The 26,484-nt window shown below is 36.2% G+C and carries 26 protein-coding genes; 20 read left to right on the top strand and 6 right to left on the bottom strand.

Going from position 1 to position 26,484, the window contains the following annotated elements:
• Positions 1-113 precede the first annotated feature (113 nt).
• From miaB to AC3HD6_RS18400, 7 genes are all read left to right on the top strand, one after another.
• Entirely contained in the window at positions 114-1,550 is a 1,437-nt protein-coding gene (gene miaB, locus AC3HD6_RS18430; RefSeq protein ID WP_488897662.1) for a tRNA (N6-isopentenyl adenosine(37)-C2)-methylthiotransferase MiaB, read from the top strand.
• A gap of 75 nt (positions 1,551-1,625) precedes the next feature.
• Positions 1,626-2,075: a hypothetical protein gene (locus AC3HD6_RS18425; RefSeq protein WP_488897661.1), complete on the top strand. Its 450-nt coding sequence runs from the start codon at positions 1,626-1,628 to the stop codon at positions 2,073-2,075.
• Positions 2,047-2,844 carry a tetratricopeptide repeat protein gene (locus AC3HD6_RS18420; protein ID WP_488897660.1) on the top strand — a complete coding sequence of 266 codons (798 nt, stop codon included), beginning with the start codon at positions 2,047-2,049 and terminating at the stop codon, positions 2,842-2,844. The genes AC3HD6_RS18425 and AC3HD6_RS18420 overlap by 29 nt, the downstream gene beginning before the upstream one ends.
• A gap of 36 nt (positions 2,845-2,880) precedes the next feature.
• Complete coding sequence (locus AC3HD6_RS18415; protein WP_068939023.1) at positions 2,881-4,167, top strand: sigma-54 interaction domain-containing protein; 1,287 nt, start codon at positions 2,881-2,883, stop codon at positions 4,165-4,167.
• Positions 4,168-4,181: 14 nt separating this feature from the next.
• Complete coding sequence (locus AC3HD6_RS18410; protein ID WP_068939025.1) at positions 4,182-4,889, top strand: hypothetical protein; 708 nt, start codon at positions 4,182-4,184, stop codon at positions 4,887-4,889.
• Complete coding sequence (gene lptE / locus AC3HD6_RS18405; protein WP_488897659.1) at positions 4,879-5,433, top strand: LPS assembly lipoprotein LptE; 555 nt, start codon at positions 4,879-4,881, stop codon at positions 5,431-5,433. Before AC3HD6_RS18410 ends, lptE begins: the two co-directional genes overlap by 11 nt.
• Position 5,434: 1 nt before the next feature.
• A complete protein-coding gene (locus tag AC3HD6_RS18400; RefSeq protein WP_488897658.1) occupies positions 5,435-7,411 on the top strand; it encodes a DUF8458 domain-containing protein in 1,977 nt (658 codons plus the stop codon).
• Between the two features lie 46 nt (positions 7,412-7,457).
• Here AC3HD6_RS18400 and AC3HD6_RS18395 read toward each other — a convergent pair whose 3' ends face one another.
• The 4 genes from AC3HD6_RS18395 to AC3HD6_RS18380 form a co-directional block, all read right to left on the bottom strand.
• Complete coding sequence (locus AC3HD6_RS18395; protein WP_488897657.1) at positions 7,458-8,063, bottom strand: DUF4126 domain-containing protein; 606 nt, start codon at positions 8,061-8,063, stop codon at positions 7,458-7,460.
• Between the two features lie 363 nt (positions 8,064-8,426).
• Positions 8,427-8,798 carry a ribonuclease P protein component gene (gene rnpA, locus AC3HD6_RS18390; protein ID WP_488897656.1) on the bottom strand — a complete coding sequence of 124 codons (372 nt, stop codon included), beginning with the start codon at positions 8,796-8,798 and terminating at the stop codon, positions 8,427-8,429.
• Positions 8,798-9,523 carry a tRNA threonylcarbamoyladenosine dehydratase gene (locus tag AC3HD6_RS18385; protein WP_488897655.1) on the bottom strand — a complete coding sequence of 242 codons (726 nt, stop codon included), beginning with the start codon at positions 9,521-9,523 and terminating at the stop codon, positions 8,798-8,800. Before AC3HD6_RS18385 ends, rnpA begins: the two co-directional genes overlap by 1 nt.
• Entirely contained in the window at positions 9,516-10,142 is a 627-nt protein-coding gene (locus AC3HD6_RS18380) for a TatD family hydrolase (RefSeq protein ID WP_488897654.1), read from the bottom strand. The genes AC3HD6_RS18385 and AC3HD6_RS18380 overlap by 8 nt, the downstream gene beginning before the upstream one ends.
• A gap of 96 nt (positions 10,143-10,238) precedes the next feature.
• Here AC3HD6_RS18380 and AC3HD6_RS18375 point away from each other — a divergent pair, with 96 nt between their 5' ends.
• The 7 genes from AC3HD6_RS18375 (at position 10,239) to AC3HD6_RS18345 (ending at position 16,953) form a co-directional block, all read left to right on the top strand.
• Entirely contained in the window at positions 10,239-10,868 is a 630-nt protein-coding gene (locus tag AC3HD6_RS18375; RefSeq protein WP_066693165.1) for a TetR/AcrR family transcriptional regulator, read from the top strand.
• Between the two features lie 103 nt (positions 10,869-10,971).
• The gene (locus tag AC3HD6_RS18370) at positions 10,972-11,967 is read left to right on the top strand and encodes an outer membrane protein assembly factor BamD (protein ID WP_488897653.1); all 996 of its coding nucleotides are present in this window, start codon (positions 10,972-10,974) and stop codon (positions 11,965-11,967) included.
• A gap of 42 nt (positions 11,968-12,009) precedes the next feature.
• The gene (locus AC3HD6_RS18365) at positions 12,010-12,333 is read left to right on the top strand and encodes a DNA-directed RNA polymerase subunit omega (protein ID WP_034681463.1); all 324 of its coding nucleotides are present in this window, start codon (positions 12,010-12,012) and stop codon (positions 12,331-12,333) included.
• A gap of 122 nt (positions 12,334-12,455) precedes the next feature.
• Entirely contained in the window at positions 12,456-13,661 is a 1,206-nt protein-coding gene (gene coaBC, locus AC3HD6_RS18360) for a bifunctional phosphopantothenoylcysteine decarboxylase/phosphopantothenate--cysteine ligase CoaBC (protein ID WP_488897652.1), read from the top strand.
• 119 nt (positions 13,662-13,780) lie between these two features.
• Positions 13,781-14,686 carry a type IX secretion system protein PorD gene (gene porD / locus AC3HD6_RS18355; protein ID WP_488897651.1) on the top strand — a complete coding sequence of 302 codons (906 nt, stop codon included), beginning with the start codon at positions 13,781-13,783 and terminating at the stop codon, positions 14,684-14,686.
• Positions 14,674-15,207, top strand: coding sequence for an SMI1/KNR4 family protein (locus AC3HD6_RS18350; protein ID WP_488897650.1), 534 nt, complete (start codon positions 14,674-14,676; stop codon positions 15,205-15,207). The genes porD and AC3HD6_RS18350 overlap by 13 nt, the downstream gene beginning before the upstream one ends.
• 96 nt (positions 15,208-15,303) lie before the next feature.
• Positions 15,304-16,953 carry a DNA repair protein RecN gene (locus tag AC3HD6_RS18345; RefSeq protein ID WP_488897649.1) on the top strand — a complete coding sequence of 550 codons (1,650 nt, stop codon included), beginning with the start codon at positions 15,304-15,306 and terminating at the stop codon, positions 16,951-16,953.
• A gap of 217 nt (positions 16,954-17,170) precedes the next feature.
• Here the strand turns inward: AC3HD6_RS18345 and AC3HD6_RS18340 are convergent, their stop codons facing one another.
• Entirely contained in the window at positions 17,171-18,196 is a 1,026-nt protein-coding gene (locus AC3HD6_RS18340; protein ID WP_488897648.1) for a hypothetical protein, read from the bottom strand.
• A 438-nt stretch (positions 18,197-18,634) separates the two neighbouring features.
• On the opposite strand from AC3HD6_RS18340, the gene AC3HD6_RS18335 reads away from it, so the two are divergent.
• The 5 genes from AC3HD6_RS18335 to AC3HD6_RS18315 all read left to right on the top strand — a co-directional run bounded on the left by AC3HD6_RS18335 (position 18,635) and on the right by AC3HD6_RS18315 (position 23,185).
• Entirely contained in the window at positions 18,635-20,101 is a 1,467-nt protein-coding gene (locus tag AC3HD6_RS18335; RefSeq protein WP_488897647.1) for a DUF5687 family protein, read from the top strand.
• Between the two features lie 3 nt (positions 20,102-20,104).
• Positions 20,105-20,833, top strand: coding sequence for an ABC transporter ATP-binding protein (locus tag AC3HD6_RS18330; protein ID WP_488897646.1), 729 nt, complete (start codon positions 20,105-20,107; stop codon positions 20,831-20,833).
• A 125-nt stretch (positions 20,834-20,958) separates the two neighbouring features.
• Positions 20,959-21,519 (top strand): RNA polymerase sigma factor, encoded by a 561-nt coding sequence (locus AC3HD6_RS18325; RefSeq protein WP_488897645.1) that lies wholly within the window; start codon positions 20,959-20,961, stop codon positions 21,517-21,519.
• Positions 21,506-22,117, top strand: coding sequence for a hypothetical protein (locus AC3HD6_RS18320; protein WP_488897644.1), 612 nt, complete (start codon positions 21,506-21,508; stop codon positions 22,115-22,117). The genes AC3HD6_RS18325 and AC3HD6_RS18320 overlap by 14 nt, the downstream gene beginning before the upstream one ends.
• Before the next feature lie 30 nt (positions 22,118-22,147).
• Positions 22,148-23,185, top strand: a complete 1,038-nt coding sequence (locus tag AC3HD6_RS18315) for an outer membrane beta-barrel protein (protein ID WP_488897643.1) — start codon at positions 22,148-22,150, stop codon at positions 23,183-23,185.
• Positions 23,186-23,266: 81 nt separating this feature from the next.
• Here the strand turns inward: AC3HD6_RS18315 and fumC are convergent, their stop codons facing one another.
• Positions 23,267-24,661: a class II fumarate hydratase gene (gene fumC / locus AC3HD6_RS18310; protein ID WP_488897642.1), complete on the bottom strand. Its 1,395-nt coding sequence runs from the start codon at positions 24,659-24,661 to the stop codon at positions 23,267-23,269.
• 198 nt (positions 24,662-24,859) lie between these two features.
• Between fumC and AC3HD6_RS18305 the strand changes: the two genes are divergently transcribed.
• Complete coding sequence (locus AC3HD6_RS18305) at positions 24,860-26,467, top strand: fumarate hydratase (protein WP_488897641.1); 1,608 nt, start codon at positions 24,860-24,862, stop codon at positions 26,465-26,467.
• The last annotated feature ends 17 nt before the right edge of the window (positions 26,468-26,484 follow it).

Genomic DNA, 26,484 nt, shown 5'->3' with positions numbered 1-26,484 from the left:
CCTCCTGCCATTCTGTCACAATATTTTGTATCTTTGCAGACTCATTTGTTCGTAATTTAAAATTCACGGAGTAATCTCCTATGTTTTTAAATGAGAACCTTAAATAGATTATCGTGCAGGAAAAATATATAGACGAAACGAAACAGGGCGAAGCATTTGCTATTGCTGAAAGGCCTGAGAATTCTAAAAAACTGTTTTTAGAAAGCTATGGTTGTCAGATGAACTTCTCAGATTCTGAAATTGTTGCCTCCATTCTTAATGAGCAGGGATACAATACAACAATGAAAGTGGAAGAAGCCGATCTAATCCTGTTAAATACATGTTCTATCCGTGAGAAAGCAGAGCAAACGGTAAGAATGCGTCTTTCCCAGTTTAAAAATCTTAAGAAAGAAAAACCGAATATGACGGTAGGTGTTCTGGGATGTATGGCGGAGAGATTGAAAACCAAATTCTTAGAAGAAGAGCAACTGGTTGATCTTGTTGTAGGACCAGATGCCTATAGGGATTTGCCGAACTTACTGAAGGAAACGGATGATGGTAGAGATGCCATCAATGTAATCCTTTCCAAGGAAGAAACCTACGCAGATATCAATCCGGTTCGTTTGGGAGGAAACGGAGTTACCGCTTTTGTTACTATTACGAGAGGTTGTGATAATATGTGTACATTCTGTGTCGTTCCATTTACAAGAGGCAGAGAAAGAAGCCGTGATCCGCATTCCATTATTGAAGAATGCAAAGATCTTGCGAATAGTGGTTATAAAGAAATTACGCTTTTAGGACAGAATGTAGACTCTTACTTATGGTATGGAGGAGGTCCTAAAAAAGATTTCGCCAAAGCATCTGAAATGCAGAAAGCAACTGCTGTTAATTTTGCTCACTTACTTGATCTTGTTGCCAAAGCAGTTCCCGAAATGAGAATCAGATTCTCAACATCAAACCCTCAGGATATGAGCCTTGATGTATTCAGGATGATGGCAAAACATAATAACATCTGCAAATATGTACACCTTCCTGTTCAGAGCGGAAGCAATAATATGCTTGAAGCCATGAACAGACAACATACCCGTGAAGAATATCTTGAACTGATCAGAAAAGCGAAGGAAATTGTTCCTGAAGTGGCCTTTTCTCAGGATATGATTGTCGGATTCTGTAACGAAACAGAAGAAGATCACCAGGATACATTAAGCCTGATGAAAGAAGTAGAATATGACTACGGATATATGTTCGCTTATTCTGAAAGACCAGGAACACCTGCACACAAGAAAATGGAAGACAATATTCCGGCTGATGTGAAGCAGAGACGTCTTGCTGAGGTAATAGCCCTTCAGGGGGAGCTTTCCAGAAAGAGAATGCAGTCTTATGTAGGAAGAGTTCATCAGATTTTGATCGAAGGAACTTCTAAGAAGAATGAAAATCAATGGAAAGGAAGAAACTCTCAGAATGCCGTTTGTGTCTTTGATAAACTTGAAGGGCAGCAAATAGGTGACATTGTAGACGTTTTTGTATATGATAACACCCAAGGCACACTTTTAGGGAGAATCACAGAATAAATTTAAGTTTTGAAAGCGGTTTATCTTTTTACTCTATTTTCATTTGTTCTGTTTTCTTGTCAGGCAGAGAAAAAGATGAGTACATATCCGGATACCGTAGGTGATATTGCTTTTGACGATAAGCTTGATGAAGCTGGTTTTAAAAAGTGCGTAGCAGGAAAAGACAGCCCTTTTAGTTTCCAATATTATCACGGACCTAAGATGTTCGATTATAAGGGAGAAAAAATTGCGATCGTCGAAAAACTTAAAAAAGAAAATATATATTCAGAAAAGAAGATCAATGGTTATATTACCATTAGATTTTTAGTAAATTGTGAAGGAAAAACAGGCTTGTTTAGATTAAAGCATATGAATTCAGATTTGAAAGATTTTGCTTTGGATGAAGAGCTGGAAAATAAGCTGTTGACATTCACAAAATCATTAAATGGCTGGATGCCGAAAGAGATAGAAGGTTTAAAAGTAGATTACTATCAGTATTTAACCTATAAAATTGAAGATGGAAAAGTTTCAGAGGTATTACCTTAGCTTTTTGTTACTTATAGTGTACACCAATACTATTGCACAGGTCAACTGTAATGCGATAGAGGGTGAGGACTGCAAAAAAGCGTGTGAACTTTACAACACAGCCTCAGATTTACAAGGTTTACAGGTGTCGCAGGAAGGCTTTGACAGAGCGATTGAACTTTGTCCGGATTTCTCTAATGCTTACATGGAGAAAGCAGTGCCTTATCTCAAAAACGGAGATTTTGCAACCTGGAAAATTCTAATTGATAAAGCTGTGGCTTTAGATCCTAAAAGACATTTGGGATATCGGGGTTGGTGCAAATTTCAGTTTTTAAGAGATTACAAAGGGGCTGTTCTGGATCTGGAAGAGCTTAAAAAATATTATCCGGAAGACTTAGGAAGGTCGCTAAACGGAGATTATAATCTGGATGTAGTGAAAGCTATGTCCTACAGTGCTTTAGGCCAGAAAGAAAAAGCAGTCGGAATTATCGAAAGGCTTCTGGCAGCAAGAGGATACGTAAAGGGTATGTTTGACCACTACCAACTTGGTGTTACGTATTTTGAGCTGGGAAGATATGATAAAGCCCTTGAAAATTTTGAAAAACAAAGCAAAGAATACGACTTTGCCGAGAATATATACTTTAAAAGTAAAGTTTCTAAGATCAGAAACAAAGATTATTTGGATTTGAAAATGTTAGCCTTAAAAACGTACGATGAAGGAAAGACGATAAAAGATGTCTATACTCATCATTTTAACAAAATCTACAGAAAACAGATTGATGAACTGTAGAACATTAACATTGAATCAATAATCAAAAATTTACTTATGAGCAACGAGCTGCAAAACATAAAAAACCGCTTCGGAATTATCGGAAACTTTCCGGTACTCAACAGGGCTCTGGAAAAATCAATCCAGGTTGCCCCTACAGACATATCCGTCCTTGTTATCGGAGAAAGTGGGGTTGGAAAAGAATTTATTCCGAAGATCATCCATTCAGAATCCAGAAGAAAACATCAACCGTATATCGTAGTCAATTGTGGAGCGATACCGGAAGGAACCATAGATTCAGAATTGTTTGGGCACGAAAAAGGAGCCTTTACAGGAGCTACTGCCACCAGAAAAGGATATTTTGAAGTAGCAGATGGTGGAACAATCTTTTTAGATGAGGTAGGAGAACTTCCTTTACAAACACAGGTTCGTCTTCTAAGAGTGCTGGAAAGTGGTGAATTTATGAAGGTAGGGTCTTCGCAGGTCCAAAAGACTAATGTGAGAATTGTGGCGGCTACCAACGTAAACATGATGAAGGCTATTCATGACGGAAGATTCCGTGAGGATCTGTACTACCGTTTGAATACCGTTCAGATTGATATGCCTCCTTTAAGAGAAAGAAAAGGAGATATTCATTTGCTGTTCAGGAAATTCGCTATAGATTTTGCAGAAAAATACAGGATGCCTGAACTGGAATTGGAGCCGAGTGCCGTTCATTATATCGAAAATTACTCTTTCCCTGGTAACATCCGTCAATTAAGAAATCTTGTAGAGCAGATGACCGTGGTGGAAAGGAATAGAAATATTACGGCTGAAAAGCTTGCAGAATATATTCCAATGGAAACCCATCTTCCAATGGTTGTGAATAATCAAAGTGCCCCAAAATCGAATGATTTCGGAAGCGAAAGAGAAATCATGTATAAAATTCTCTTCGATATGCGAAATGATATTAATGATTTAAAATCCTTAACTTCGGAATTGATAAAGAACAGAGGAACAGGTGACCTGAGCAACCATGAGAAAAGTCTGATCAACAGAATTTATACTCCTGAGGCTCAGCCGCAGCTTAATTCCAACTCTTTACTGTATTTTGAGAATAACGATGCTCCGGCAGTACAGACTCCTACAATTATTTCAAACCCTGATGACAGCTATGAAGATATTGAGGATATTGAAGTAGAAGAAAACAGACCAGAATCACTTTCTCTTCAGAATAACGAAAAGGACTTGATTATCAAAGCATTGGAGAAGCATAAGGGGAGAAGAAACAGAGCTGCAGACGAACTTGGAATTTCACAAAGAACTTTATATAGAAAAATAAAACAGTATAATCTGGAAGATTAAAAACACAATAAGTCATGAATGTAAATTTAGCCCCTAAGCCGATCAACTTTAAATTCGGAGAATATATTAACAAAGGTTTTGAACTTCTAAAGAAAGATTTTGGAAACATTTTTATCGCATTTTTAGTATGCTTTATCATGTCGATTATTCCTTTTTGTGGATTGTTGGCAATGGGTAACCTGTATAAATATCTGCAAAAAATTAATAGAAACCAGCCTGCAAGTCCTGGAGATATTTTTGATTTTAAAGATTTCATGCCTTACTTTATACTGCAGTTAATTGTTTTTGGGGGTGTTTTAATCATTTATATTCCATTGGTTATTGTATTGGCTTTAACAGGAGCGTTGTCTAATAATGGAGAAGATGCGGGTCCGCTTGCCATGATTTTTGTAATTCCTTATGTCGTTTTCATTATGGTAGCAATCTACTATTTTGTTTTAAAAGCATTCTATATGGTCCCTTTAATCAGCCTTAAAGGAATTAAAGACTTAAAAACAGCATGGAATATTTCAAGAGTAATGACTCAGGGAAATCTTATAGCGATTCTTCTTTTTTCATTCGTTGTAGGACTTTTAGCTCAGATTGGAGTTCTTGCATGTGGGATTGGAATTTTTCTTACCCTTCCATTTGTATATACTGCTAATTATTTTGCTTATGAAGATGCTATTCAACAAATTGAGCATGACGAAATCACTGAAATTGGATCTAAAAATGAATTTTAAAATTAAAAATATCAGTCTGAAACAACCATTATTAATGATGGTACTCTTTGCTTTGCTGGGAGGAGTGTTGAATTCATGCTACAGCTTTACCGGATCATCTCTTACGGACGAAAAAACCGTTCAGATCAACGAGTTCCCAAACAACGCAACTCTTGTAAATCCGGCATTGTCACAGCAGTTTTCAACAGATATTCAGAACAGATTTTTACAGAGAACTACTCTGAAAGGAACAAAATCAAATCCTGATATTCTGATAGAAGGTGAAATTACAGACTATGCTTTTGGCTCTACAACGATCAGCTCCAATACACAGTCAAACCCATCTGGAGGAGTGGTACAACAGGCTCAGACTAAACTTACAATTACAGTAAAGGTGCATTATGAAAATAAAATACACCCAGATTCTAGTTTTGACAGAACCTATACGGATGAAGCTGCTTTCAACAGTAACTTATCACAGAATGAGATCGAAAACTCTCAGGTGAAGATTGTGACAGAAAGAATTATTAATAAGATTTTTAACGACATTGTAGCGAATTGGTAAGATGAATCCCAGAGTTTTAGAATTAATAAAAAATCCGAAAAATATTCAGTCAGAAGACCTTGGACTTCTGAAGGAAGAGATTCATGCATTTCCCTATATTCAGAATATCAGGGCGCTTCATCTGTATGGAGTACACCTGTATGAAAAAGAAAACTATCAGAAAGAGCTTTCTATAACAGCGGCTTATACCACTGATAAGAAAATTCTTTATCAACTGATAAATGGGAAAATTCAGCAGGAAGTAAAACAGGAAGAAATCGAAAATAAGGCATCTGTAATAGAAGCTGAAAAGCCCGTTAAATACAATTATAACGTTAAGGGTTTCCCGATAAAAAGAGAAGAAACAACTCCTGTTCCCGAAAGGAACGAAGCAGAAGAAAAAGAAACCTGCATATTGCCGACAACGCAAGAAGTTAAACATCTCTATGTAAATGGAGAGCGGAACAGAATCCTGTTTGAAGGTGAAGAGAATTTCCTGAATGAAGAAAATCCGGAAAAGATTGATCTTGAATCTACCTTAGAATCTGGAATTCTGGTTACCCAAAAATCTGAACCGGAAACTACAGAGGCTCTTCAAGCTGAAGAAAAAATACAAGGGGAAATAGAAGAAGCCGCTGGAGAAAACTTTACACCTGAAACAGTAATTAATGAAGATCAGATAGCTTCAGAATCTGTGGAAGAAAAAGTTGAGGAAGAAGAAAACCTAAGCTTTGAAGAAACTGATTCCTTGCTGCCGGAAACCTCTGTTGAACCAGATATTGCTGAAGTTCCTGTAGAAGATGCTGAAGCGGTTGCTGTTGAAGAAATCCCTGTTTCTGAAATTGAGCAACCTGAAGCCGAATTAAGCTTCCATGGAACAGAAGCATTCTTACCAGAGGTTAAAATTCAGGCTAACAATGAAGAGGCATCGGAAACTGTTGAGGTTCCTGTACTCAATGTGAATAAGCATGAGGAGGAAATGAGACGTCTGATTGAGGAAGTAGAGAAAAAAATGAAGGAAACCAAACCTGCTCTGCAAGAAGAACAAGCAGAGCCGGAACTTGTTGAAGATCATGAAATAAGCTTTGCGGAGACTCAAAGTTTCCATTTCTGGTCAACAGAAGAAAATCCTGAAAAACAAGAAGTCAACGAAGAATCCATACAGGAAGAAAGAATAGAGCATACAGAAACAGAGGTTGAAACTATAGAAGAAGTTTCAGAAGAAATTGTTACTGAAGTTCAAACGGCTTGGAAGCCTATGAGCCTTGAATCCAACGTGCCTGATTCATTAATTAATAAGCCAGTAGAAGCTCCTGCTTCTGTGATAAGTATTCCTGTAGCAACACAAATACCTGCGGCTGAAAAAGAAGTTGAAAAGATAGAGGTTGCTAAAGAACCTGAAATAATAGTAGAAATCCCTACAGAAGAGAATGCTGTAGAAGATAAAGAACCTGAAAATACTGAAGAAATACAGGAAGTTCCTGCGGCAGATCTTCAGAAAGAAGAAGTTCCGGTAATGAATGTTTCATTCTTTGGAACAGACATTTCGAGCTTGAAAGTCGGAGAAGGGAAAAGAGATACAGAAGAACCTGTAAAAGAAGAGCCAAAGAAGGAATCGGCAGTAGAAAGTATTCCTCAGTCTTCAATCAACAGCAACGTCCCGGGATTTATCAATACGTGGCAGAGCTGGCTGAAAATAGACAGGCCAGTAGAGGTTGAAAAAGAAAAAGAAGAGATCAAAGAAAAAGCTATCGAAGCTTTTATTGAAAATAATCCTAGGATCAGTCAGTTGAAAGAGGAAAGCACTTACGTTGTCAAAGAAAAGAATGATGATATTTCCCATCTGATGACTGAAACATTGGCCAATCTTTATTTCGAACAAAAGTTATATTCTAAAGCGATTAAAGCATTTGATATATTGATTAAAAAGCATCCGAAAAAGAAAGAATATTTCGAAACCAGGATTAAAGAGATCAAAGATTTTAGAAGTAAAAACTAAAAAAATATAAAAAGGTACAGCTTAAAGAGACTGTACCTTTTATTTTTTATTCAGTTGAAGGTGCTTTTTTACCCCGAAGTTTCCGCCATGCTTTTCGGCCGTATACAATTACCAGGACCAATAAAATAATTGCTACAACAGCTGCAATAATGGGAGCCACCATGGCAAGCACAGTCATGATACCAGCTCCTGCTGTTTCCGTAGTGCCTACTACAGAATTTCCCAGTCCTCCTGTGGTCGCAGTAGAAGCAGCCCGTATTCCTGCAAAACCGGAACTTATGGTAGCAGCCGTTCCTCCACCAGCGATTAAAGCCAATGCCCATTGCGGAAATGTTCCCAGATCAGCAAACTGGCTGGCAAATAAAACAGAACCCGCTATGGTGGCCAGCGGAACAGAAATAGTATCCAGCAAATGATCTACAAAGGGAATATAATAGGCAAGGATCTCAACAATTGTTGCTATTCCTGTAGTGATAAGTGCAGGCAGACCCGCCAGCCACTCAAAACTTTCATTCGTAGGAATCCAGTGAAAATACGAAGCAAGGCTTACGGCAAATAAGGGAAGAAACACTCTGAAGCCTGTAGCAGCAGAGAGTCCAATGCCGATGAAGGCACTGATGACATACGAAAGATAGGGAACTTGATCCAACATATTAATTTTCAGATTTATTGTTTCCTATAAAACTACAAAAAGTATGCGAGATTTGGAATTCGGGTTACGAGTTACGTGATTTAGAGGCAAATGAAAAAAGTAAAACATAAACTTATGCAAGCTTAATATACACAATCATCTGTGTAATCTGTGCCATCTGTGGGAAAAATATACAGCATATGAAAAAATAAAATCTGTGAGAGTTAACTATAAATTTTCGCCGATGTTAAAGGATATTTTATAGTTGATCTGTATCAATCCCTGGAAAAAGAATAAAAAATCAGCATAATCAGCATGATCTGTGAGAGAAAACTTCAGCAGGATCAAATGTGATCACTCATTAGTTATTTCCTCTATCAAAAATTATTTTTTCTGAGCCTCACAAAGCTTGATGAATTGTGCTTCAACATCCTGAAATTTTGGAGGCATTTCAGAAGAAACCCAAAACAACATAGCCATAGTTTTTTCTCCAAAAGCCTCTTTAAATAAATCTTTATTTAATCGATAACACTCTCTAAGCAATCTTTTGATACGGTTTCTGTGAACAGCTCTCTTAAAGTATCTTTTAGAAACAGAAACACCCAATTTCCCACTTTCAATAGGGAAAGCGGGTTTGTCTTTCAGAATAATGATCCTCAGGTTTCCGGAAGTTCTCCATTTACCTTTTTCAAAAAGTAAACTGATTTCAGTATTTTTTTTGAGCTTTTCCGCTCTTGGATAGTTGGATTTCTGCATTAATCTTGTTTCAGTAAATGATTAATTACTTCAGCAGCAGCATAAAGCCCAAAAATGGCAGGCATAAAGCTGATGGTTCCATAAAAAGATCTTTTATAATTCGTTCCGTCCGTCATTTTCAGGCTTTCTTCGTCCTGAATATCATTGGCAAAAACGCAACGCACACCCTTGTCGATTTTTACTTTTCTCAGTCTTTTTCTTATCTGTCTTGCAAGATGGCAATGCTCTGTTTTGCTGATGTCTCTTACCAATACTTTACTAGGATCAGTCTTTCCGCCGGCTCCCATTGAGCTTATCACCTTTATCTTTTTTCTTTTAGCAGCAATAATTAAGCTTAATTTTGGAGTTACACTATCGATGCAATCCAATACATAATCAAAAGGTGCCGAATCCATTACTTCCTCCATTCTTTCAGGATTCAGGAATTCATTGATTTTCGTCAATTTAAGGTCAGGATTAATATCTAGAAGTCTTTCAGCAACAACTTCTACCTTATGTTTTCCAACAGTGGATCGTAAGGCAGGGAGCTGTCTGTTAACATTAGTAATATCTACAGTATCACCATCTACAATGGTCATACTTCCAACACCTGCTCTTGCCAGGAATTCTGCTGCAAAAGAACCTACTCCGCCCAGTCCTACTACCAGAACGTTTGCTTTAATCAGCTTTTCTAATCCTTCTTCCTTCACCAAAAGTTCCGTTCTTTCCAGCCAGTATTTATCCATTTCTTATTGTGTGTAAATTTTCTAAAATTTGTTCGTTGAGGTCTTCCAAAGAAATTTCCTTTATTTCTGAAACCTTAAAGTACAATTCTTCGATCTTAAAATCTTCATTGTCAGTTTCTAGAAAGAATTGATCTAAGGGAGTGTTTTTTAAAATATCCTGCAAAGATAAATTATACAAAACAGCTTTTCCAAAACTCAGATAAAAATTATTAGCCAGAAGATCTTCTGCAACTTTTCGTTTTTTATTAAAACCATGAATAATCATGGGCTGTTCCGCCTTTTTTTTAAAGGAAATTACCTCGTAAAATTTTCTGACACAGTGAATAATCACAGGTTTTTTTACTTCATTAGAAATATGAATCTGTCTTAAAAAAACTTCCTCCTGTATTTTTTGATCAATTGGGACCAAAGAATCCAGACCGCATTCTCCTATAGCAAAACAGTTCTGAAACATCATACTTTTCATCCAGTTCAACTGACGATCTATATTATCACGATCGATATCATTGGGATGTATTCCTATTGAATACGGGGAGTCTGGCGGAATCTGCCCAATATCCAAATTGTAAATTCCGTCTTTGATGTATTTTTTATGATGATGAAAATCAAAAAATTCCATAGTCAAAAATACCACTATTTGTAATTAATATAAAATTATTAAACGATCGTTTATAAATGTGTTAAAAATTTCTTAACTTTACTCAAAGTGCACTTTATGAAAAAAAAATTTACTGAAAAACAGATCCACATACTAGACATTGCAGAAGAATTAATTGCAAAGAAAGGGTACGAAGGAACTTCTGTAAGAGATATTTGCTCCAAAGCTAATATCAACGTCGCTATGATCTCCTATTACTTCGGTTCCAAGGAGAAAATGATGTCTTATCTTTATCAATATAGAGTATTAAAGACGAGGGAAAACTTTTCAGAATTTGCAGATACCATCAAAGAAGGAAAACCGGAAATGCAAATGCGGGAAATGATAAAATATATTGTTTCGCAGCTATTCAAATATAATTACTTTCATGGGTTTGTTACCCAAGAACTCCGTCATACAGAGAATTTAAAAGATGAATTGTTGGATTTTTACCAGCTGTTTGTGAAGAAACTGGATGAAGTGATCAAAAAAGGGGTAGCCTCAGGTGTATTTACTTTTACCCCCAAGCCGGAAGATATCCTTACCATGATTATTGGTTCTACCTTATTCGTGATCCGGAATAAAAACTTTTATGAACTTTACGTACCAAGTAAAAATGAAGAAGCCTACGCAAAAGAGGCTGAGAAGAAAGTGAGAATGAATCTTTTATTAAGTGTTTTTGCAATTTTAGGATACGCTGCAGACTAAAATTACGTTAAATATTCATAAAAAAAAATCTATTGACAAAAAAGTTATATTTTTGCAAATTAGTAAATCGGCTGTATAATCCGAAAACTGTTGAATTTTTTATATGAAAAAATATATTTTAGGTCTTTTTGCTGTAGCAGTGATGGCATCATGTGTTAGCCAGCAAGAAAGAGCAATGAAGAGTGCTGATAAAGATTTTATCTTAAAAGCTGCCAATGAAAACTTCGCTAAGAAAAAGTGGAAAAATGCATTGGCTCTTTATGACAGACTTGCAAACCTTGTAGCAGGAACGGATGATTTTCCTAACGTAGGTTTCAATACAGCTTATGCCAACTACTATGATAAAAGTTATAAACTGGCAGGGCATCAGTTTAAAAACTTTGCAGTAAACTTCCCAAAAGATCCAAGAGCCGAAGAAGCAGCTTATATGTCTGCATTATGTTACTATGAAGGATCTATGGATTACAACTTGGATCAATCTAGTACAGAATTGGCAGTGAATGAGCTTCAGGACTTCCTGAACAACTATCCGAATTCAGAAAGATCAAAGAATATTAGCCAACTTATTGACGAACTAACTTATAAGCTTGAATTCAAAGCTTATGAAAACGGAAGACAATACTTTAAAATGGGTGAGTACAAAGCAGCTAATGTTGCATTGGAAAACGTATTGGAAGATTTCCCAAGTACAAAACTTCGTTCGAAAATTTATGATTATATCATGAAATCACGATATGAATTGGCAATGAAGTCTGTTTATAACCTTAAAGACGAGCGTATTGAAAGTGCTTTAACCTACGTTAAAATGGTTGAAAAAGAACTTCCAAATACCGAATACTCTAAAACAGCATCTGATCTGAGAGAAAAATTGGAAAAAGAGAAAGCTCATTTTGTAGGGGTGAAAAAAGAAACCGAAGCAAGAATTGCAGCTTTAACGGCTAGACAAAAGAAAGAGGCTGAAAAGCTTGCCAATCAGGATAAAACAGAACAGCAAGTTAAAGATCAGATTAGCAACGAAAAGCAGGCAAAGCAGATGCAGAGGGATAGTGCGGCACTTCAGACCCCTCCACCTGCAGCGACTTTCAAAATTAAAAGATAATTCGTAAATTTGCCATCTTAAAATAAAAATAATTTTCTCAAAATGAGTGTAAAAGATACAAAAGCAGAAGTAAATACTATTACTTACGACAAAGATAAGATTGAAGATAAAGTAGGTTCAATCTACGAAGCTATTGTTATCATGGGAAAGAGAGCAGAGCAAATCAATGCGGAGATCCGTACGGAACTTCACAATAAATTGGATGAGTTTGCTGTTCACAATTCTACATTAGAAGAAGTTTTCGAAAACAGAGAGCAGATTGAGATCTCTAAGCATTACGAAAAACTTCCAAAACCAACTTCAATTGCTATTGAAGAGTGGTTAAATGAAGACGTATATTTTAGAAAAACAGAAGAAAGAAAGTAATCATCTGTCTTTTTATAAACAAAGGTCATAAAGGAATTAAGTTCTTTTATGACCTTTGCTGTTTTAAACCCTGATTGTGGGAAAAAATAAGTATTTTAGTATTTCAAAAAAATTAAAGCTAAATGAGTGTTTCCGGTAAAAAGATCCTTATTGCCGTTTCTGGAGGAATTGCAGCCTATAAAGTTCACTTTCTGATCAGAGATTTTGTAAAGCAAGGAGCCGACGTACAGGTGATTATGACCCCAGATGCAGAACATTTTGTAACCAAATTAAGCTTGGCTACACTATCGAAGAAACCAGTTTATTCTGATTTTTATGATCATAACGGGACCTGGAATAGCCATGTGGAACTTGCTTTATGGGCAGATGTAATGCTTATTGCTCCCTGTACAGCCAATACTTTGTCTAAAATGATCCACGGAATATGTGATAATCTTGTGATTGCAACCTATATGTCAGCAAAATGTCCGGTATTTATTGCTCCCGCAATGGATTTGGATATGTATGCGCACCCTTCTACAAAAAGAAATATCGAACTGGCCGAAAGCTATGGACACGTTATTATCCCTGCTGAAAGTGGAGAGCTGGCGAGTGGTTTGATCGGGCAGGGAAGAATGGCTGAACCAGCAACAATACTCAGTACCATTGAAAATTATTTTGCAGATCATACTATTGAAAGAAGCCTGGAAGGAAAGACGGTTTTAATTACGGCGGGACCTACTTATGAGGCTATTGATCCGGTAAGATTTATAGGAAATCATTCCTCAGGAAAAATGGGCTTTTCTTTGGCCGAAGAAGCTTCAGAGAGAGGAGCAAAAGTTATTCTGATCTCAGGCCCAACTTCTCAAACCCTTACTGATAAAAGTATAGAGCTGCATAAAGTAACTTCTGCAAAAGAAATGCTGGCGAAGGTATTTGAATTCTATGATAAAATAGATATTGGGATTGCAAGTGCAGCTGTGGCCGATTATGCTCCCAAAGATGTTGCTAAGGAAAAGATCAAAAAAAATGATGAAAACCTTACAATCGAGTTGGTGAAAAATCCTGATATTCTTAAAACGATGGGAGAAAAGAAAACCCACCAGTTTCTGGTAGGATTTGCTTTGGAAACCCAAAATGAAGAAGAGAATGCCAAAGGAAAGCTGGAGAAGAAAAATCTCGACATGATCGTGTTGAACTCTCTTCGGGATGAAGGGGCAGGCTTTAAAAACGATACCAATAAAATTAAGATCTTCACCAAAACAGAAAAAAGAGAATTTGACCTGAAGTCGAAAGGGGAAGTGGCAAAAGATATTCTCAATTTTGTGGAATCTCAGCTTTTAAAATAATTTTAATAAATTTCCGTTCTCAATTTTTAATAGACAATGAAATCGTCAGAATTTACAAAGACAGGGATCTATGAAAATGGAACGATTACATTTCACATTAAAAAAATAAGTATCTCCATATGAAAAAAATTATCAGTTTATTTTTTCTGTTATGCATCTGTAATCTTGGTTTTTCCCAGGAGTTGCTGGCAACCGTTCAGGTCAATTCCCAGCAGATAGGAGGTAGTAACCAGCAGGCTTTTAAAGCGTTGGAAAAAAGCCTGAGAGACTTTATCAATAATACCAGCTGGACAGGGAAGAAATTACAGAATTTTGAAAAGATCAAATGTGGTTTTTCCATTGTGATTTCAGAGAGAGATGTCAATAAATTCAAAGGAGCTATTGTTGTTCAGGCGGTACGTCCGGTATATAATACCACGTATGAGTCTCCTTTATTGAACCTTCAGGATCAGAGATTCAGCTTTGAATATATTGAAAATGAAAACCTTATTTTCAACGAGAGACAGTTTTCCGGAAAAAATCTTACGGATGTTATCAGTTACTATATTTATCTTATTTTGGGGTATGATGCAGATAGCTTCCAGTCTATGGGAGGAACTCCATGGTTTACAAAAGCACAGCAGATTGCTCAAAACTCTCAAAACAGGAACTATGACGGCTGGAATACGATCAACGAACCGAGAAGCCGTACAATACTAATTAATGAAATTATGAATCCCAACTGGAGCCAGTTGAGATCTACTATGTATACCTATCACAGGTCAGGAATGGATAATCTTTTTAACCAGGATCAGACCCCGGCTAAAAAAGTGATTTTTGATGCTCTGATGCAGCTTAAGATGTATGAAAATACATTCCAACAGGGCTTTTATTTCAATCTTTTCATGGATACAAAGAGTGATGAGATCTTCAATGTTTTCAATTCGGGAACTAATGGCGGACTTGTTCTTAATGACCTGAAACAAACAATGATTGTTCTTTCTCCTAAAAACATTGATAACAAGTGGAATAAATGGAAGAACTAAAATATGAAGAAAGGAAAATTGAAGAAATTATAGACCGAACGCTTAATTTTTGGATTGAAAATAAACTCAATCAGCTTCCTGGAGATATCGAGGATAAAATGCTTGCCCCGAATCAGCCTGACGAAGAATGGAAATTCTGGCTTCCCGTTATAGGTACAATTACAGATGCTGAACTTCATGAATTTGAAGCAGAAACCGGTTTTACCTTTCCTGAAGATTTTAAAATATTCCTAAAACATAAACATTTCTACGAACTTCAGATCTCAGAAGTATCTTTTTGTTCACTTCCTGTTAGCTCATGGAGAGCTTCTCTCCGTGAAATGATGTTTGAAACCTATCCAAGAGAATTTCTTTTTGACAAGGGATATATTCCCTTTGCAATATATAGTGACTGGGGATTGTTGTGCTTTGATACCCATAACAATAATGCCATTGTCCGCTGGGATCATGAAGATGAAGATTCTTTTGAATATCAACATCAAAGCTTTTATGAACTGCTTACAGACATTTCAAAAGCGTAGGTCAGCCTATTTAATCTTGATCTGTCGTTTCTGTTTTCGCTAAAAAAACTTATTTTTACAATCAATATTAATCTTTGATAAAAACGCGGATTATCCATGCTTTCAAGAATTTACATTAAAAATTTTGCCCTGATTGATACTCTTGAAGTATCATTGAATAACGGTCTTCAGGTAATTACCGGAGAAACCGGAGCAGGAAAATCCATTATTTTGGGTGCACTGCGTCTTATCCTGGGAGAAAGAGCAGATGTAAAATCCATTTCAAAAGCAGAAGAAAAAAGTGTGGTAGAAACTGAGTTTGCAATGAACAATCAATTCAAGAAATTCTTCATTGAAAACGATCTGGATTATGAGTTGCAAACCATCATCAGAAGAGAAATATTGCCATCTGGAAAATCCAGGGCATTTATCAATGATGTTCCCGTAACTTTGGATGTACTGAAAGAACTTTCTTCACAATTAATAGACATCCACTCGCAATTTGAAACCTCTAATCTTTTTACCTCAGAATATCAGTTTAAAATTATAGACGGACTTTCGGAGAATAAAAAAATGATTGAAGATTATCAACTGGAGTTTTCAACATTCCAGAATCTGAAAACATTGCTTAGAAAGCTTAAGACTGAGCTTTCAGAAGCTAATAAAGAAAGTGATTATAAAGATTTCCTGCTCAACGAACTTGAAGAATTAAAACTGGATGATGTAGATTATGAAGATATTCAGAATCAGTTATCTATTCAGGAAAATGCAGGGATGATCTCAGAAAATGTAGGTCAGATCCTCTCAAGATTTCATCAGGAGGAAATTGGAATTCTTTCATTTTTTAATGAAGCCAAAGCTAAGCTTTCCAGAATTGCAGGTCTTTCAACGAATTTTGCAGAACTGGATCAAAGGCTTGAAACTTCATTTGTAGAGTTGAAAGATATTATTTCCGAGTTGGAGCATGAGGCCGAAAAATTGGAGACCAATCCGGAAAATCTGATCGTTCTTACCGAACTGAATAATAAAATCAATGCTTTATTTCTGAAACATAATGTTTCGGATCTTACTGAGCTGATTGAGATCAGAAATGCCCTGGCTGGAGATCAGAAAGGTGCCTCAGAATTGGAAGCGCAAATCATTGAAACTGAAGAAAATATTATTGAAAAAGAAAAGTCACTTCAGATTCTTGCAGAAAAACTATCCAAAAACAGAAAAAAGAATATCCCTGTTTTCATTAAAAAAGCAGAAGGACTTCTTAAAAAACTAGGTCTTGAAAAAGCGAGAGTGGATATAGAATTAGAGGACAGCGGGAAATTTAATCTATTTGGAAAAGAAAATATCCAGCTTTTATTCCAGGCTAATTCAGGATTTCCTTTAAAGCCAATTCAAACGGCTATTTCCGGTGGTGAAAGATCAAGGGTAATGCTGGCCGTAAAAAAGATCATTGCAGAAAGTGATGAATTGCCAACATTGATTTTAGATGAAATTGATACCGGAGTTTCAGGAAAAGTAGCCGAAGAAATCGGAAACCTTATGCGCGAGATGTCTGAAGATATGCAGCTGATTGTCATTTCCCACCTTGCACAAGTTGCAGCTAAAGGAAATGATAACTATAAAGTGGTAAAACAAGATGTTGCCGGGAAAACTCAATCTACCATTATTCCATTAAGTGATGATGAAAAACTTAATGAAATAGCTCAGTTGCTTTCAGGAAGCAAAATTACAGAAGCTGCCCTTGCTCAGGCGAAAGAACTTATTGGTTAAGAAACGTAATGCTTTTAGACTGATTGTTAATAGAAATATATTATAAAAGTTTTCGGAATAGTTGACCGTAGAAAAAGGGTAACAAAAAAGACTGCCTCAAAAGGCAGTCTCTATAAGCTTTACAAACTCATATTTTTTTGTGATCTGATTACAAATTTTCCAGGTTTTTTTCCAAAAAATACTTTTCGTACAGGAGTTCCAATTTGTAACGGATTTCCTATTTTAAAAATTTAAGACAGCCCGCACTAACGTTTTTACCATCTGGAGCAAAAGCGCCATTCACTGTGGCATCAGAGCTTACATTTGCGGGTAGATATTTGGAGCCATCATACATCTTATCGAAAATATAATAATCATACCAGACTTCTCCCTTATTGTTTTTACAGGCAATTGCTGCCATAAATGATTTTTTAATAATTTCACCGTGATCTCCTCTTACAATATATATTTTTTCGAATGGTAATAGGGCCTTGAGAGCATTGGCAGCATTTTCTTTAAAATATACTTTAGCCGCTTTCAGTACTTCGGCTTCCAATTTAGGATCACTTACTACACTTTTAGGAAAACAATCGCCTGCCGTTATTTTTATTTCCTTTGGAACAATCATATCAATTTCTCCAACAGCAATGGGTTTGTACTGAAATCCTTTTGTATCACCCATTATGACTGGCACCAATTCAACTTTTAATTTGTGAGTTCCCGGAGTTAACAATTCTTGTTTTTGAAGAAGAGTACGATATATGCTTTCACCAAAAAAGTTCTTATCGGTCCCATCATTTAATTCCATTCTATGGGTTGGTAAGCCTGTCATTTCTGAAGCTTCAAAATACTCACCATGGCTTGTTGCGTCAACAAATTTTCCGTCAACATATACCATGAAGGAAATTTTACAACGGCCAAAAATACTTTTGTCCGCATTAATTTCTTTTGGTTTTTTACCGCTTTCAGCCAATTGTATCATTGCACTGTTTGCTGGAGAATTAGCCATGAAGGCTCTGACCGATAAATTATCTCCAAGAGTGTAAGTCTTGATGTATTTAGTTTCAGGAAGTGTGCGATCAAAATCATCGTTTGAAAAACATATCTCTCCAATATGATTTTTGTATTGTGGAAAGTCAAACTTTTCTTCAGGGAAGAGCTCCAATTTATCTTTGGTGGCTAATTTATCTTTTAATTTTCCCAATAATTGAGCATGACTGTTTAATGAGAGGGCTATAAAAGCCCAAAAAAACATTTTTTTCATGGATATTAATTTTTTATAATAATACCACATTATGTGGATTAAGATTGCAAAAGTAAATAAAAAGTGGAGTTATTTCTAATAAATTTACATTTTGGTTTAAATAATTAGTAATTGATTTTATGCTATAGTCAAATGAGGAAGTAAATGGGATAGAGAACATCTCGTTAGCGGAAATAGATTATTTGACTATTCTTTATATGCTTCAGGTAATATGATTATTTACACTAGAGGCGTAGATCGATTTACTACAAAAATATCAAATAATGCATTACAGTATACGGCTGAAAGTTTTGGGTATTCGGAAGCAAAAAAATATGGAAAAAAATACACACATGATCAGGATTTACAAACCACATATTTTCTGCGGGTTGTTTTATGAATTGGCTAAAAAAACTGTAACATATTTTATATTATATTTACTAATATAAAAACTAAACTATGTTTCTAAAGTTCCTTAATCTAGAAATCAAAAGCTTCTTCCGTGGGACCTCGCTAGGGGTCAATCTTACCATGAAAATTCTGAGATTCATTGCGATTCTTTATTTCATGGGCTGTCTTGTAGGCGCGGCCTTTTTGGCCTTTATGTATGTTCAGGAAGAAATGCATCAGGATCCTCTAAAGGTTGTTTCTACCCTCTTACTCATAGGTTGGGTTGCAGATTTAGCCATCAAATATCTATGGCAGGAAATCCCCACACAGAATATCAAACCTTTCCTTACACTGAATATAAAAAAGAGAACCCTGGTCAATTATCTGTTGATAAAAACTTTTTTTTCAGCTTTCAGCTGGTTGAATTCCCTCTTTTTCATTACATTTTCAGGAATTGCATTATTTCATGGGTATAACGTTGTAGGAATTCTGTCGTGGTTGATTGGTATTTCCTCGTTATTTTATCTGAATAGCTTTGTCAATATTTTTCTGAACAGTACAGAAAAGGTTGCGATTGCGGTGGCTGTAATCATTGTAATCGTAGCCGCATTAGGTTATTATCATATTATTCCGATACTGTCTTACTCGGAAATAGCCTTCTATGGCCTTTATAAAAAGCCCTATCTTTCTCTGATTCCTGCTGCATTGTTTGTGATATTATGGGCTTTTAGTTTTAGATATATCCGCAAAGAGTTCTATCTGGATCAAGGTCTTGAAGCTAAAAAATCAATAGGAAAAACAGAAAATATAGCATTTCTGAATAAATATGGGGTCATAGGGACATTCATCAATAATGATGTTAAAATGCTGAGACGTAATAAAGTAGCCAAAGGAATTCTTTTAGGAAGCTTTATGTTTCTTTTCTATGGCTTGCTGATGTATACTTCCAAGGCATATAAAACTCCGGCAATGACTATGTTTATGGGACTTTTTGTAACCGGAGGATTTCAGTTTCTGTTTGGGCAGAGAGTTCCTGCCTTTGACAGTTCTTATTATCCGCTGATGATGACCCTTAATGTTCCTTACAAAGAATATTTAAAAGCCAAGTGGTGGCTGATGAATATTGTGACTGGAGTTTCAATCATTATAGCAGCCCTTTATAGTTATTTTGGCTGGGAAATTTATGTTACCTTTTTCGCGGCTGGGCTCTATAATATTGGCGTAAATTCACAATTTACACTTTGGTCCGGAGCGTTCAACAAAACACAGATTGATCTCAATGCAAAAGAAAAAAGATTTGGGCAGAAAAATAGTTTCAATTTAAAGTCAATGCTGTTGATGATTCCCAAAATGCTTCTTCCTATGGCCGTATTTGCCGGTGCAAAATCACTTTTTGGAATTACGGCGGGAGTGGTAAGTATTGCCATACTGGGGCTTATAGGATTTTTGTTTCGGGAAAAAATCTTTGATATCATTGTAAAGCATTATAAAAAAGAAAAATACAGCACTTTAGAAGCGTTTAAAAATAAAGACTAAGCTATGATTACTATACATAATTTATCTAAAACATACGGAACAGCAACCGTTCTGAATATTGAACATCTTGAAATTTCTAATGGTGAAACTTTCGGTTTGGTAGGAAACAACGGAGCAGGAAAAACTACTCTTTTCAGCCTTATGCTAGACCTTATTCAGGCAAGTACAGGTTTTGTAAGCATTGATGGAATAAAAGTAAATGAATCCGAAATCTGGAAAAACAAAGTTTCCGCATTTGTAGATGATTCCTTTCTTATTGGGTATCTGACTCCTGAAGAGTATTTTTATTTTATTGGTGAATTAAGAGGCCAGAATAAGGCTTCTGTAGATGAGTTTTTAAAACCTTTTCATGATCTTTTTAATGGAGAGATCCTTAAATCGGGAAAGTATATCCGGGACCTTTCGAAAGGAAATCAGAAAAAAGTAGGAATTGTAGGAGCGATTATTGGAAATCCTGAAATCATCATTTTGGACGAGCCATTTGCTAATCTGGATCCATCTACCCAGATTAAGCTTAAAAATCTGATCAAAGAATTATCAAAACAGGATGGAGTGACATTTCTTATTTCCAGCCACGACTTATCACATACTACAGAAGTTTGTAACAGAATTGTGGTAGTGAATAAGGGTCAGTTGGTAAAAGACATTCAAACAACTCCTGAAACCTTAAGAGATCTTGAACAGTATTTTTCAGATCAGGTTTCCGGAATGAATGAATTTGCCGGATCATAATTTACAAGACAGGAAAGCTTTATTTCCTGTCTTTTTTTACAACTCAATTAATTCAAAATAAAAAATATTTTTTTTGTGTAACCTTTTACAATTTTCATTGTCTTTATAGTAGAAACAGTATTAGAATGAAATTTTTGTTCGGAAATAAAAAAGATGATTTGTTGAGCCTTCTGAAGAAACAGGATCCGGCTGCACAGAAGCTTTTCTATGAACAGAATGTAAAGAGATTTCTGAGTGTGGCAAAAAGTTATGTAAGTGACTTGTACCAGGCGGAAGATTGTCTCATTAAAGCATTCTGTAAAATATTTAAGCATATAGAAAGCTTCCGGGAAGAAGCAAATCTAGAAAGCTGGGCCAGGAGAATTGTTGTGAATGAATGCCTGAACTTTATTAAAAGTCATAAAACGGTATTTTATCTCGACGAGATCAATCAGTCTTTTCAGGAAGATACCCATGAACCGAAGATTGAATTTGATTTTAATGCACAGGAATTATTGGATCAATTGCCGGATGCTTACAGAATGGTTTTCAATCTGTATGTATTAGAAGGCTATTCTCACCAGGAAATTGCTGATACTTTGCAAATTTCTCTTGCCGTGAGCAAAACACAGTTGTTCAGAGCAAAAGAAAAACTAAGAAAGATCTACTTTCAACAACAAAAAAAAATGAAAAATGAACACGTCTAAAGATAATTTTGAATGGCAAGTCAGAAAACAGATTGAAGAACGGGAAATTACTCCTTCCAGAGATCTTTGGTCTGAAATTGAAATGCAGTCCGGAAATAAAACCACTACAGGATCAAAAATAAACTGGTTTTTAGTGGCTGCATGCATCGTACTGAGTTTCAGCTTAGGAACGGTTTTATTTTTACTGAATGATTCATCATCAGCTCAACCGAGATTGGTAAAGGAAGCACCGAAACATGATGTGGAACAAATAATCGCCATACTGGAGCAGGATCAAGCTCAGTTAGCAGAGAAAACCAATACAAAGAAAGAACTGAAAAATGGTCCCATTTCAAAAGAAGCTGAAAAGATCGCAGTTTTACCTATCACAAAAGAAAGTAAAATAAGTTCCAAAGAAATTATTTCTGAAAAGGAAATTGAAGCCCTCCGTATTCAGGCTCCGAAAACTCTTGCAAAGGTAGACTCTTCAAAAGTTCAGGTGAAAAAGAAAAAATATGTGGATCCTTCTACACTCCTTTTCTCAGTAGAACATAAAGATGTGATTGAAAAAACAAAAGGTGGAAGTAATGTGGCTACTATAGAATTGAATACTAAATAATTATCTCCAAATAATAAAAAAAATAATAACATGATCAAGAAATTAATCGTAATGGGAATGGTGTGCCTTGTTTCGACATCATTTTATGCGCAAAAGAAGTTCAATATCAATTTGTCTAAAAAAGATACTGAAGTAAGCCCAATTGTGAAAGAGAAGGTTGAAGAATATGCTGCAAAAATCAATACGATCATTCAGGAAGAAAAGAAATTGATGGGAGAAGAGCTTGAAGTTTTAAAATCCAGAAATCTTGATACTGCAGATTTTAATAGAGAAAAAGCCCAGATTGCAGACCGCTATTCAGAAAAAATGGATAAAAGAATTGAAGATCTTGGGTTTGATCTGGATGATGTTATCCAAAAGCAGGTGAGATATTCACTTTTAAATACGGATGTAAATTCTAATGAGGAGCTTAAAGAAAAGCTGTTAAAGAAATTTCGCCCAACAAGAAACCTTACCGGGTATTTTTCTTACGGAGTAATGACGCTGACCAATGATCTCCCGGACAATGAGTTAGATAAAAATATCGGATATGCAAGTAATCTCGAATTTGGATTAAAACTAAATTATCAGCTGAGCCGAACAAGCCCGTGGGCTATAACTTCCGGACTAGGATTTTCCTGGAGAACCATTAGAATGGATAATAATGTGCTATTTACAAAAAGTCCGGACTATGGAGTTGCCCTTGAGCAATACAACGGAAATCTGAGCAAAAGTAAATTGAGAACAGGTTATATTATGATTCCGCTAGGAGTGCAGTATAACTTTTCAAAACTTAAAAATGCAGGAATGGACATTCAGTACCGAAATTATTACAGAGGTTTTAAAGTAGGAGCCAATGTATATGGAGGAGTGAAAATGACAACCAACAATATTGTAAAAGGAAACGAGGGTGAGATCAGAAATAAAGGAAATTATCAGGTAAATCCTTTTGTATATGGAGCTCAGCTTACGTTTTCGTACAACAGCTTCAGCGTATTTGTGAAGAAAGACTTTAGTAATTTCTTTAAAGACAGCTATTTTAAAAATGACAAAGCTCTTGTTTTCGGGATTTCCATCGGAATAGAATAATCTCTCATTGATATCAATTAAAAACACCGGAGAAAGTTCTCCGGTGTTTTATTTAAAGTCTATGAATGAAAATTGGAATTCTTATTTCAGACTCCCGACCATATCCTCAGGTTTTACCCATTCATCAAATTGTTCAGGAGTTAAAAGCCCAAGGTTTACAGCTTCTTCTTTCAGAGTTGTTCCGTTTTTATGAGCTGTTTTTGCAATTTTTGCAGCATTTTCATACCCTATATGAGTATTTAAAGCCGTTACAAGCATTAAAGACTTATCTACAAGCTCTTTAATTCTTTCGTGATTAGGTTCAATACCTACAGCACAGTGATCGTTGAATGAAATACATGCATCAGCAATAAGTTGAGCAGATTGCAGGAAGTTATAGGCCATTACCGGTTTGAAAACATTCAGCTCATAATTTCCTTGAGTTCCGGCAAAAGAAATGGTTGTGTCATTCCCTAGAACCTGAGCACAAACCATTGTTAGAGCTTCATTTTGAGTAGGGTTTACCTTTCCAGGCATGATGGATGATCCTGGTTCATTTTCCGGGATATAGATTTCCCCGATTCCTGAACGAGGTCCGGATGCCAGTAATCTGATATCCTGAGCAATTTTGTATAAAGAAACAGCAAGTTGTTTTAAAGCACCGTGGCTTTCAACAATAGCGTCATGAGCAGCTAATGCTTCAAATTTGTTCTCTGCAGTGATAAACGGATGGTTGGTAAATTTTGCAATATATTCAGCCACTTTTACATCATAACCGGCTGGTGTATTCAGTCCTGTTCCGACTGCTGTACCCCCCAAAGCCAGTTCAGAAAGATGAGGTAGAGTATTTCTCAAAGCTCTTAAGCCAAATTCCAATTGAGCAACATAACCGGAAAATTCCTGGCCCAATGTAAGTGGAGTAGCGTCCATTAAGTGCGTTCTTCCTATTTTTACTACATCTTTGAAGGCCTTGGATTTTTCAGCAAGCGTATTTTTTAATTTCTCAACTGCCGGAATGGTGACTTCCACTACTTTTTTATAGGCTGCAATATGCATTGCTGTTGGATAAGTATCGTTGGATGACTGGGATTTATTAACATCATCGTTTGGATGAATTTCAGACTTCTCACCCAAAGTTCCGCCGTTGTTCACATGAGCACGGTTGGAAACTACTTCATTCACATTCATATTAGATTGTGTTCCTGAGCCAGTTTGCCATATTACTAAAGGGAACTGATCATTTAATTTCCCTTCAAGAATTTCATCACAAACTTTAGCGATCATATCTCTCTTTTCTTCAGAAAGCACTCCTAAATCTGTATTGGTATAAGCTGCAGCCTTCTTTAAATAAGCAAAAGCTTCAATGATCTCATGAGGCATAGATCCTTCAGGACCGATTTTGAAATTGTTTCTGGAACGTTCTGTCTGTGCACCCCAAAGTTTATCTGCAGGAACCTGCACTTCTCCCATGGTGTCTTTTTCTATTCTGTAATTCATTGTGGTTGAAATTTTATAATCTTTTTAATTGTGAAGCCACTTTTTTACTTTTTTTGGACTCCATTATTTGATTAGTATAAAGGTACTTATAAACTCAAAAACTCGCAATTTATAATCATTATAAATATCAATTTTAATGACTGATTTAGCTAATGTTTTTTTAGAGGAAGCCGTATTTTTGTACAAACAAAAAATTGAATGGACTTTAGATATCAGGATCCGTATCCAATTCAGAAAGATGATACGGTGTATAAAAAGCTTACATCAGATTATGTAAAGATTGAAAAACTGGGTGACAGAGAAATTTTAACCGTTGACCCAAAGGGATTGGAATTATTGGCTGAAGAAGCTATGGCAGACGTTTCTTTCATGTTGCGTTCTTCACACTTAGAAAGCCTTAAAAGAATCATTGATGATCCTGAAGCTACCGATAATGACAGATTTGTTGCTTATAATTTATTACAAAATGCTGCTGTAGCAGCAGAAGGAGCGCTTCCTTCCTGTCAGGATACAGGAACGGCGATTGTAATGGGTAAAAAAGGAGAAAACGTTTACACAGGAGTGGATGACGGTGAATTCTTAAGCCGTGGAATCTTCAACACTTATCAAAAAAGAAACTTAAGATATTCTCAGGTTGTTCCTTTAACAATGTTTGATGAGAAAAATTCAGGATCTAACCTTCCGGCGCAGATTGATATCTATGCTAAGAAAGGAGATTATTATGAATTCTTATTCTTAACAAAAGGCGGAGGTTCAGCGAACAAAACATTTCTTTACCAAAAGACAAAATCTTTACTGAATGAGAAATCTCTTGAAGAATTCATCAAAGAAAAGATTTCCGATCTTGGTACAGCAGCTTGCCCGCCTTATCACCTCGCATTGGTAATTGGAGGAACTTCGGCTGAGGCTAACCTTGCTGCTGTGAAAAAAGCTTCTGCAAAATATTATGACAATCTTCCAACAGAAGGAAATGAAGCCGGCCAGGCATTCAGAGATCTTGAGTGGGAAGCTAAAGTTCAGAAAATCTGTCAGGAAAGTGCTATCGGAGCACAGTTTGGAGGAAAATATCTTACTCACGATGTAAGAGTAATCAGACTTCCAAGACACGCTGCCTCTTGTCCGGTAGGTATGGGAGTTTCATGTTCCGCAGATAGAAATATCAAAGGGAAAATCACAAAAGAGGGGATCTTCCTTGAACAGTTGGAACAGGATCCCAAAAGATTTTTACCAGCTACGCCACCACATCTTGAAGAAGCGGTTGAAATTAATTTGAATAAGCCAATGCCTGAAATTCTAGCAGAGCTTTCAAAATATCCGATCAAAACAAGATTAAAATTAAACGGAACATTGATCGTAGCAAGAGATATTGCTCATGCTAAGATCAAAGAAATCATCGACAGCGGAAAACCAATGCCAGAATATTTCAAAAACCACCCAATCTATTATGCAGGGCCTGCAAAGACACCGGAAGGAATGGCTTCAGGAAGCTTTGGACCTACAACGGCAGGAAGAATGGATGTGTATGTAGATGAATTCCAGAGCCACGGCGGAAGTATGATTATGCTGGCAAAAGGAAACAGAAGCCAGGATGTTGCCAATGCTTGTAACAAGTACGGAGGATTCTATCTAGGATCTATTGGTGGACCTGCAGCTATTCTTGCAAAAGATAATATTGTATCAGTAGATGTGGTAGACTTCCCAGAATTAGGAATGGAAGCAGTAAGAAAGATCGAAGTAAAAGATTTCCCGGCATTTATCATTACGGATGATAAGGGAAATGATTTCTTTGCAGATCTCGCTCATTAACCAAACTAAAAGACCTT

The organism is Chryseobacterium sp. II3a (assembly GCF_057815135.1).
This window is presented reverse-complemented; position numbering and strand designations above follow the sequence as displayed.

What these genes read in the sequence shown, in the direction of transcription:
- AC3HD6_RS18340 (WP_488897648.1), bottom strand. Translation starts at nt 18,196, where the DNA reads ATGAAAAAAATGTTTTTTTGGGCTTTTATAGCCCTCTCATTAAACAGT.
- AC3HD6_RS18325 (WP_488897645.1), top strand. Translation starts at nt 20,959, where the DNA reads ATGAAATTTTTGTTCGGAAATAAAAAAGATGATTTGTTGAGCCTTCTG.
- AC3HD6_RS18380 (WP_488897654.1), bottom strand. Translation starts at nt 10,142, where the DNA reads ATGGAATTTTTTGATTTTCATCATCATAAAAAATACATCAAAGACGGA.
- AC3HD6_RS18410 (WP_068939025.1), top strand. Translation starts at nt 4,182, where the DNA reads ATGAATGTAAATTTAGCCCCTAAGCCGATCAACTTTAAATTCGGAGAA.
- fumC (WP_488897642.1), bottom strand. Translation starts at nt 24,661, where the DNA reads ATGAATTACAGAATAGAAAAAGACACCATGGGAGAAGTGCAGGTTCCT.
- coaBC (WP_488897652.1), top strand. Translation starts at nt 12,456, where the DNA reads ATGAGTGTTTCCGGTAAAAAGATCCTTATTGCCGTTTCTGGAGGAATT.
- AC3HD6_RS18375 (WP_066693165.1), top strand. Translation starts at nt 10,239, where the DNA reads ATGAAAAAAAAATTTACTGAAAAACAGATCCACATACTAGACATTGCA.
- porD (WP_488897651.1), top strand. Translation starts at nt 13,781, where the DNA reads ATGAAAAAAATTATCAGTTTATTTTTTCTGTTATGCATCTGTAATCTT.
- AC3HD6_RS18385 (WP_488897655.1), bottom strand. Translation starts at nt 9,523, where the DNA reads ATGGATAAATACTGGCTGGAAAGAACGGAACTTTTGGTGAAGGAAGAA.
- AC3HD6_RS18315 (WP_488897643.1), top strand. Translation starts at nt 22,148, where the DNA reads ATGATCAAGAAATTAATCGTAATGGGAATGGTGTGCCTTGTTTCGACA.
- AC3HD6_RS18370 (WP_488897653.1), top strand. Translation starts at nt 10,972, where the DNA reads ATGAAAAAATATATTTTAGGTCTTTTTGCTGTAGCAGTGATGGCATCA.
- AC3HD6_RS18335 (WP_488897647.1), top strand. Translation starts at nt 18,635, where the DNA reads ATGTTTCTAAAGTTCCTTAATCTAGAAATCAAAAGCTTCTTCCGTGGG.
- AC3HD6_RS18415 (WP_068939023.1), top strand. Translation starts at nt 2,881, where the DNA reads ATGAGCAACGAGCTGCAAAACATAAAAAACCGCTTCGGAATTATCGGA.
- AC3HD6_RS18330 (WP_488897646.1), top strand. Translation starts at nt 20,105, where the DNA reads ATGATTACTATACATAATTTATCTAAAACATACGGAACAGCAACCGTT.
- AC3HD6_RS18365 (WP_034681463.1), top strand. Translation starts at nt 12,010, where the DNA reads ATGAGTGTAAAAGATACAAAAGCAGAAGTAAATACTATTACTTACGAC.
- rnpA (WP_488897656.1), bottom strand. Translation starts at nt 8,798, where the DNA reads ATGCAGAAATCCAACTATCCAAGAGCGGAAAAGCTCAAAAAAAATACT.
- AC3HD6_RS18350 (WP_488897650.1), top strand. Translation starts at nt 14,674, where the DNA reads ATGGAAGAACTAAAATATGAAGAAAGGAAAATTGAAGAAATTATAGAC.
- AC3HD6_RS18395 (WP_488897657.1), bottom strand. Translation starts at nt 8,063, where the DNA reads ATGTTGGATCAAGTTCCCTATCTTTCGTATGTCATCAGTGCCTTCATC.
- AC3HD6_RS18425 (WP_488897661.1), top strand. Translation starts at nt 1,626, where the DNA reads ATGAGTACATATCCGGATACCGTAGGTGATATTGCTTTTGACGATAAG.
- AC3HD6_RS18420 (WP_488897660.1), top strand. Translation starts at nt 2,047, where the DNA reads ATGGAAAAGTTTCAGAGGTATTACCTTAGCTTTTTGTTACTTATAGTG.
- AC3HD6_RS18345 (WP_488897649.1), top strand. Translation starts at nt 15,304, where the DNA reads ATGCTTTCAAGAATTTACATTAAAAATTTTGCCCTGATTGATACTCTT.
- lptE (WP_488897659.1), top strand. Translation starts at nt 4,879, where the DNA reads ATGAATTTTAAAATTAAAAATATCAGTCTGAAACAACCATTATTAATG.
- AC3HD6_RS18320 (WP_488897644.1), top strand. Translation starts at nt 21,506, where the DNA reads ATGAACACGTCTAAAGATAATTTTGAATGGCAAGTCAGAAAACAGATT.
- AC3HD6_RS18400 (WP_488897658.1), top strand. Translation starts at nt 5,435, where the DNA reads ATGAATCCCAGAGTTTTAGAATTAATAAAAAATCCGAAAAATATTCAG.
- AC3HD6_RS18305 (WP_488897641.1), top strand. Translation starts at nt 24,860, where the DNA reads ATGGACTTTAGATATCAGGATCCGTATCCAATTCAGAAAGATGATACG.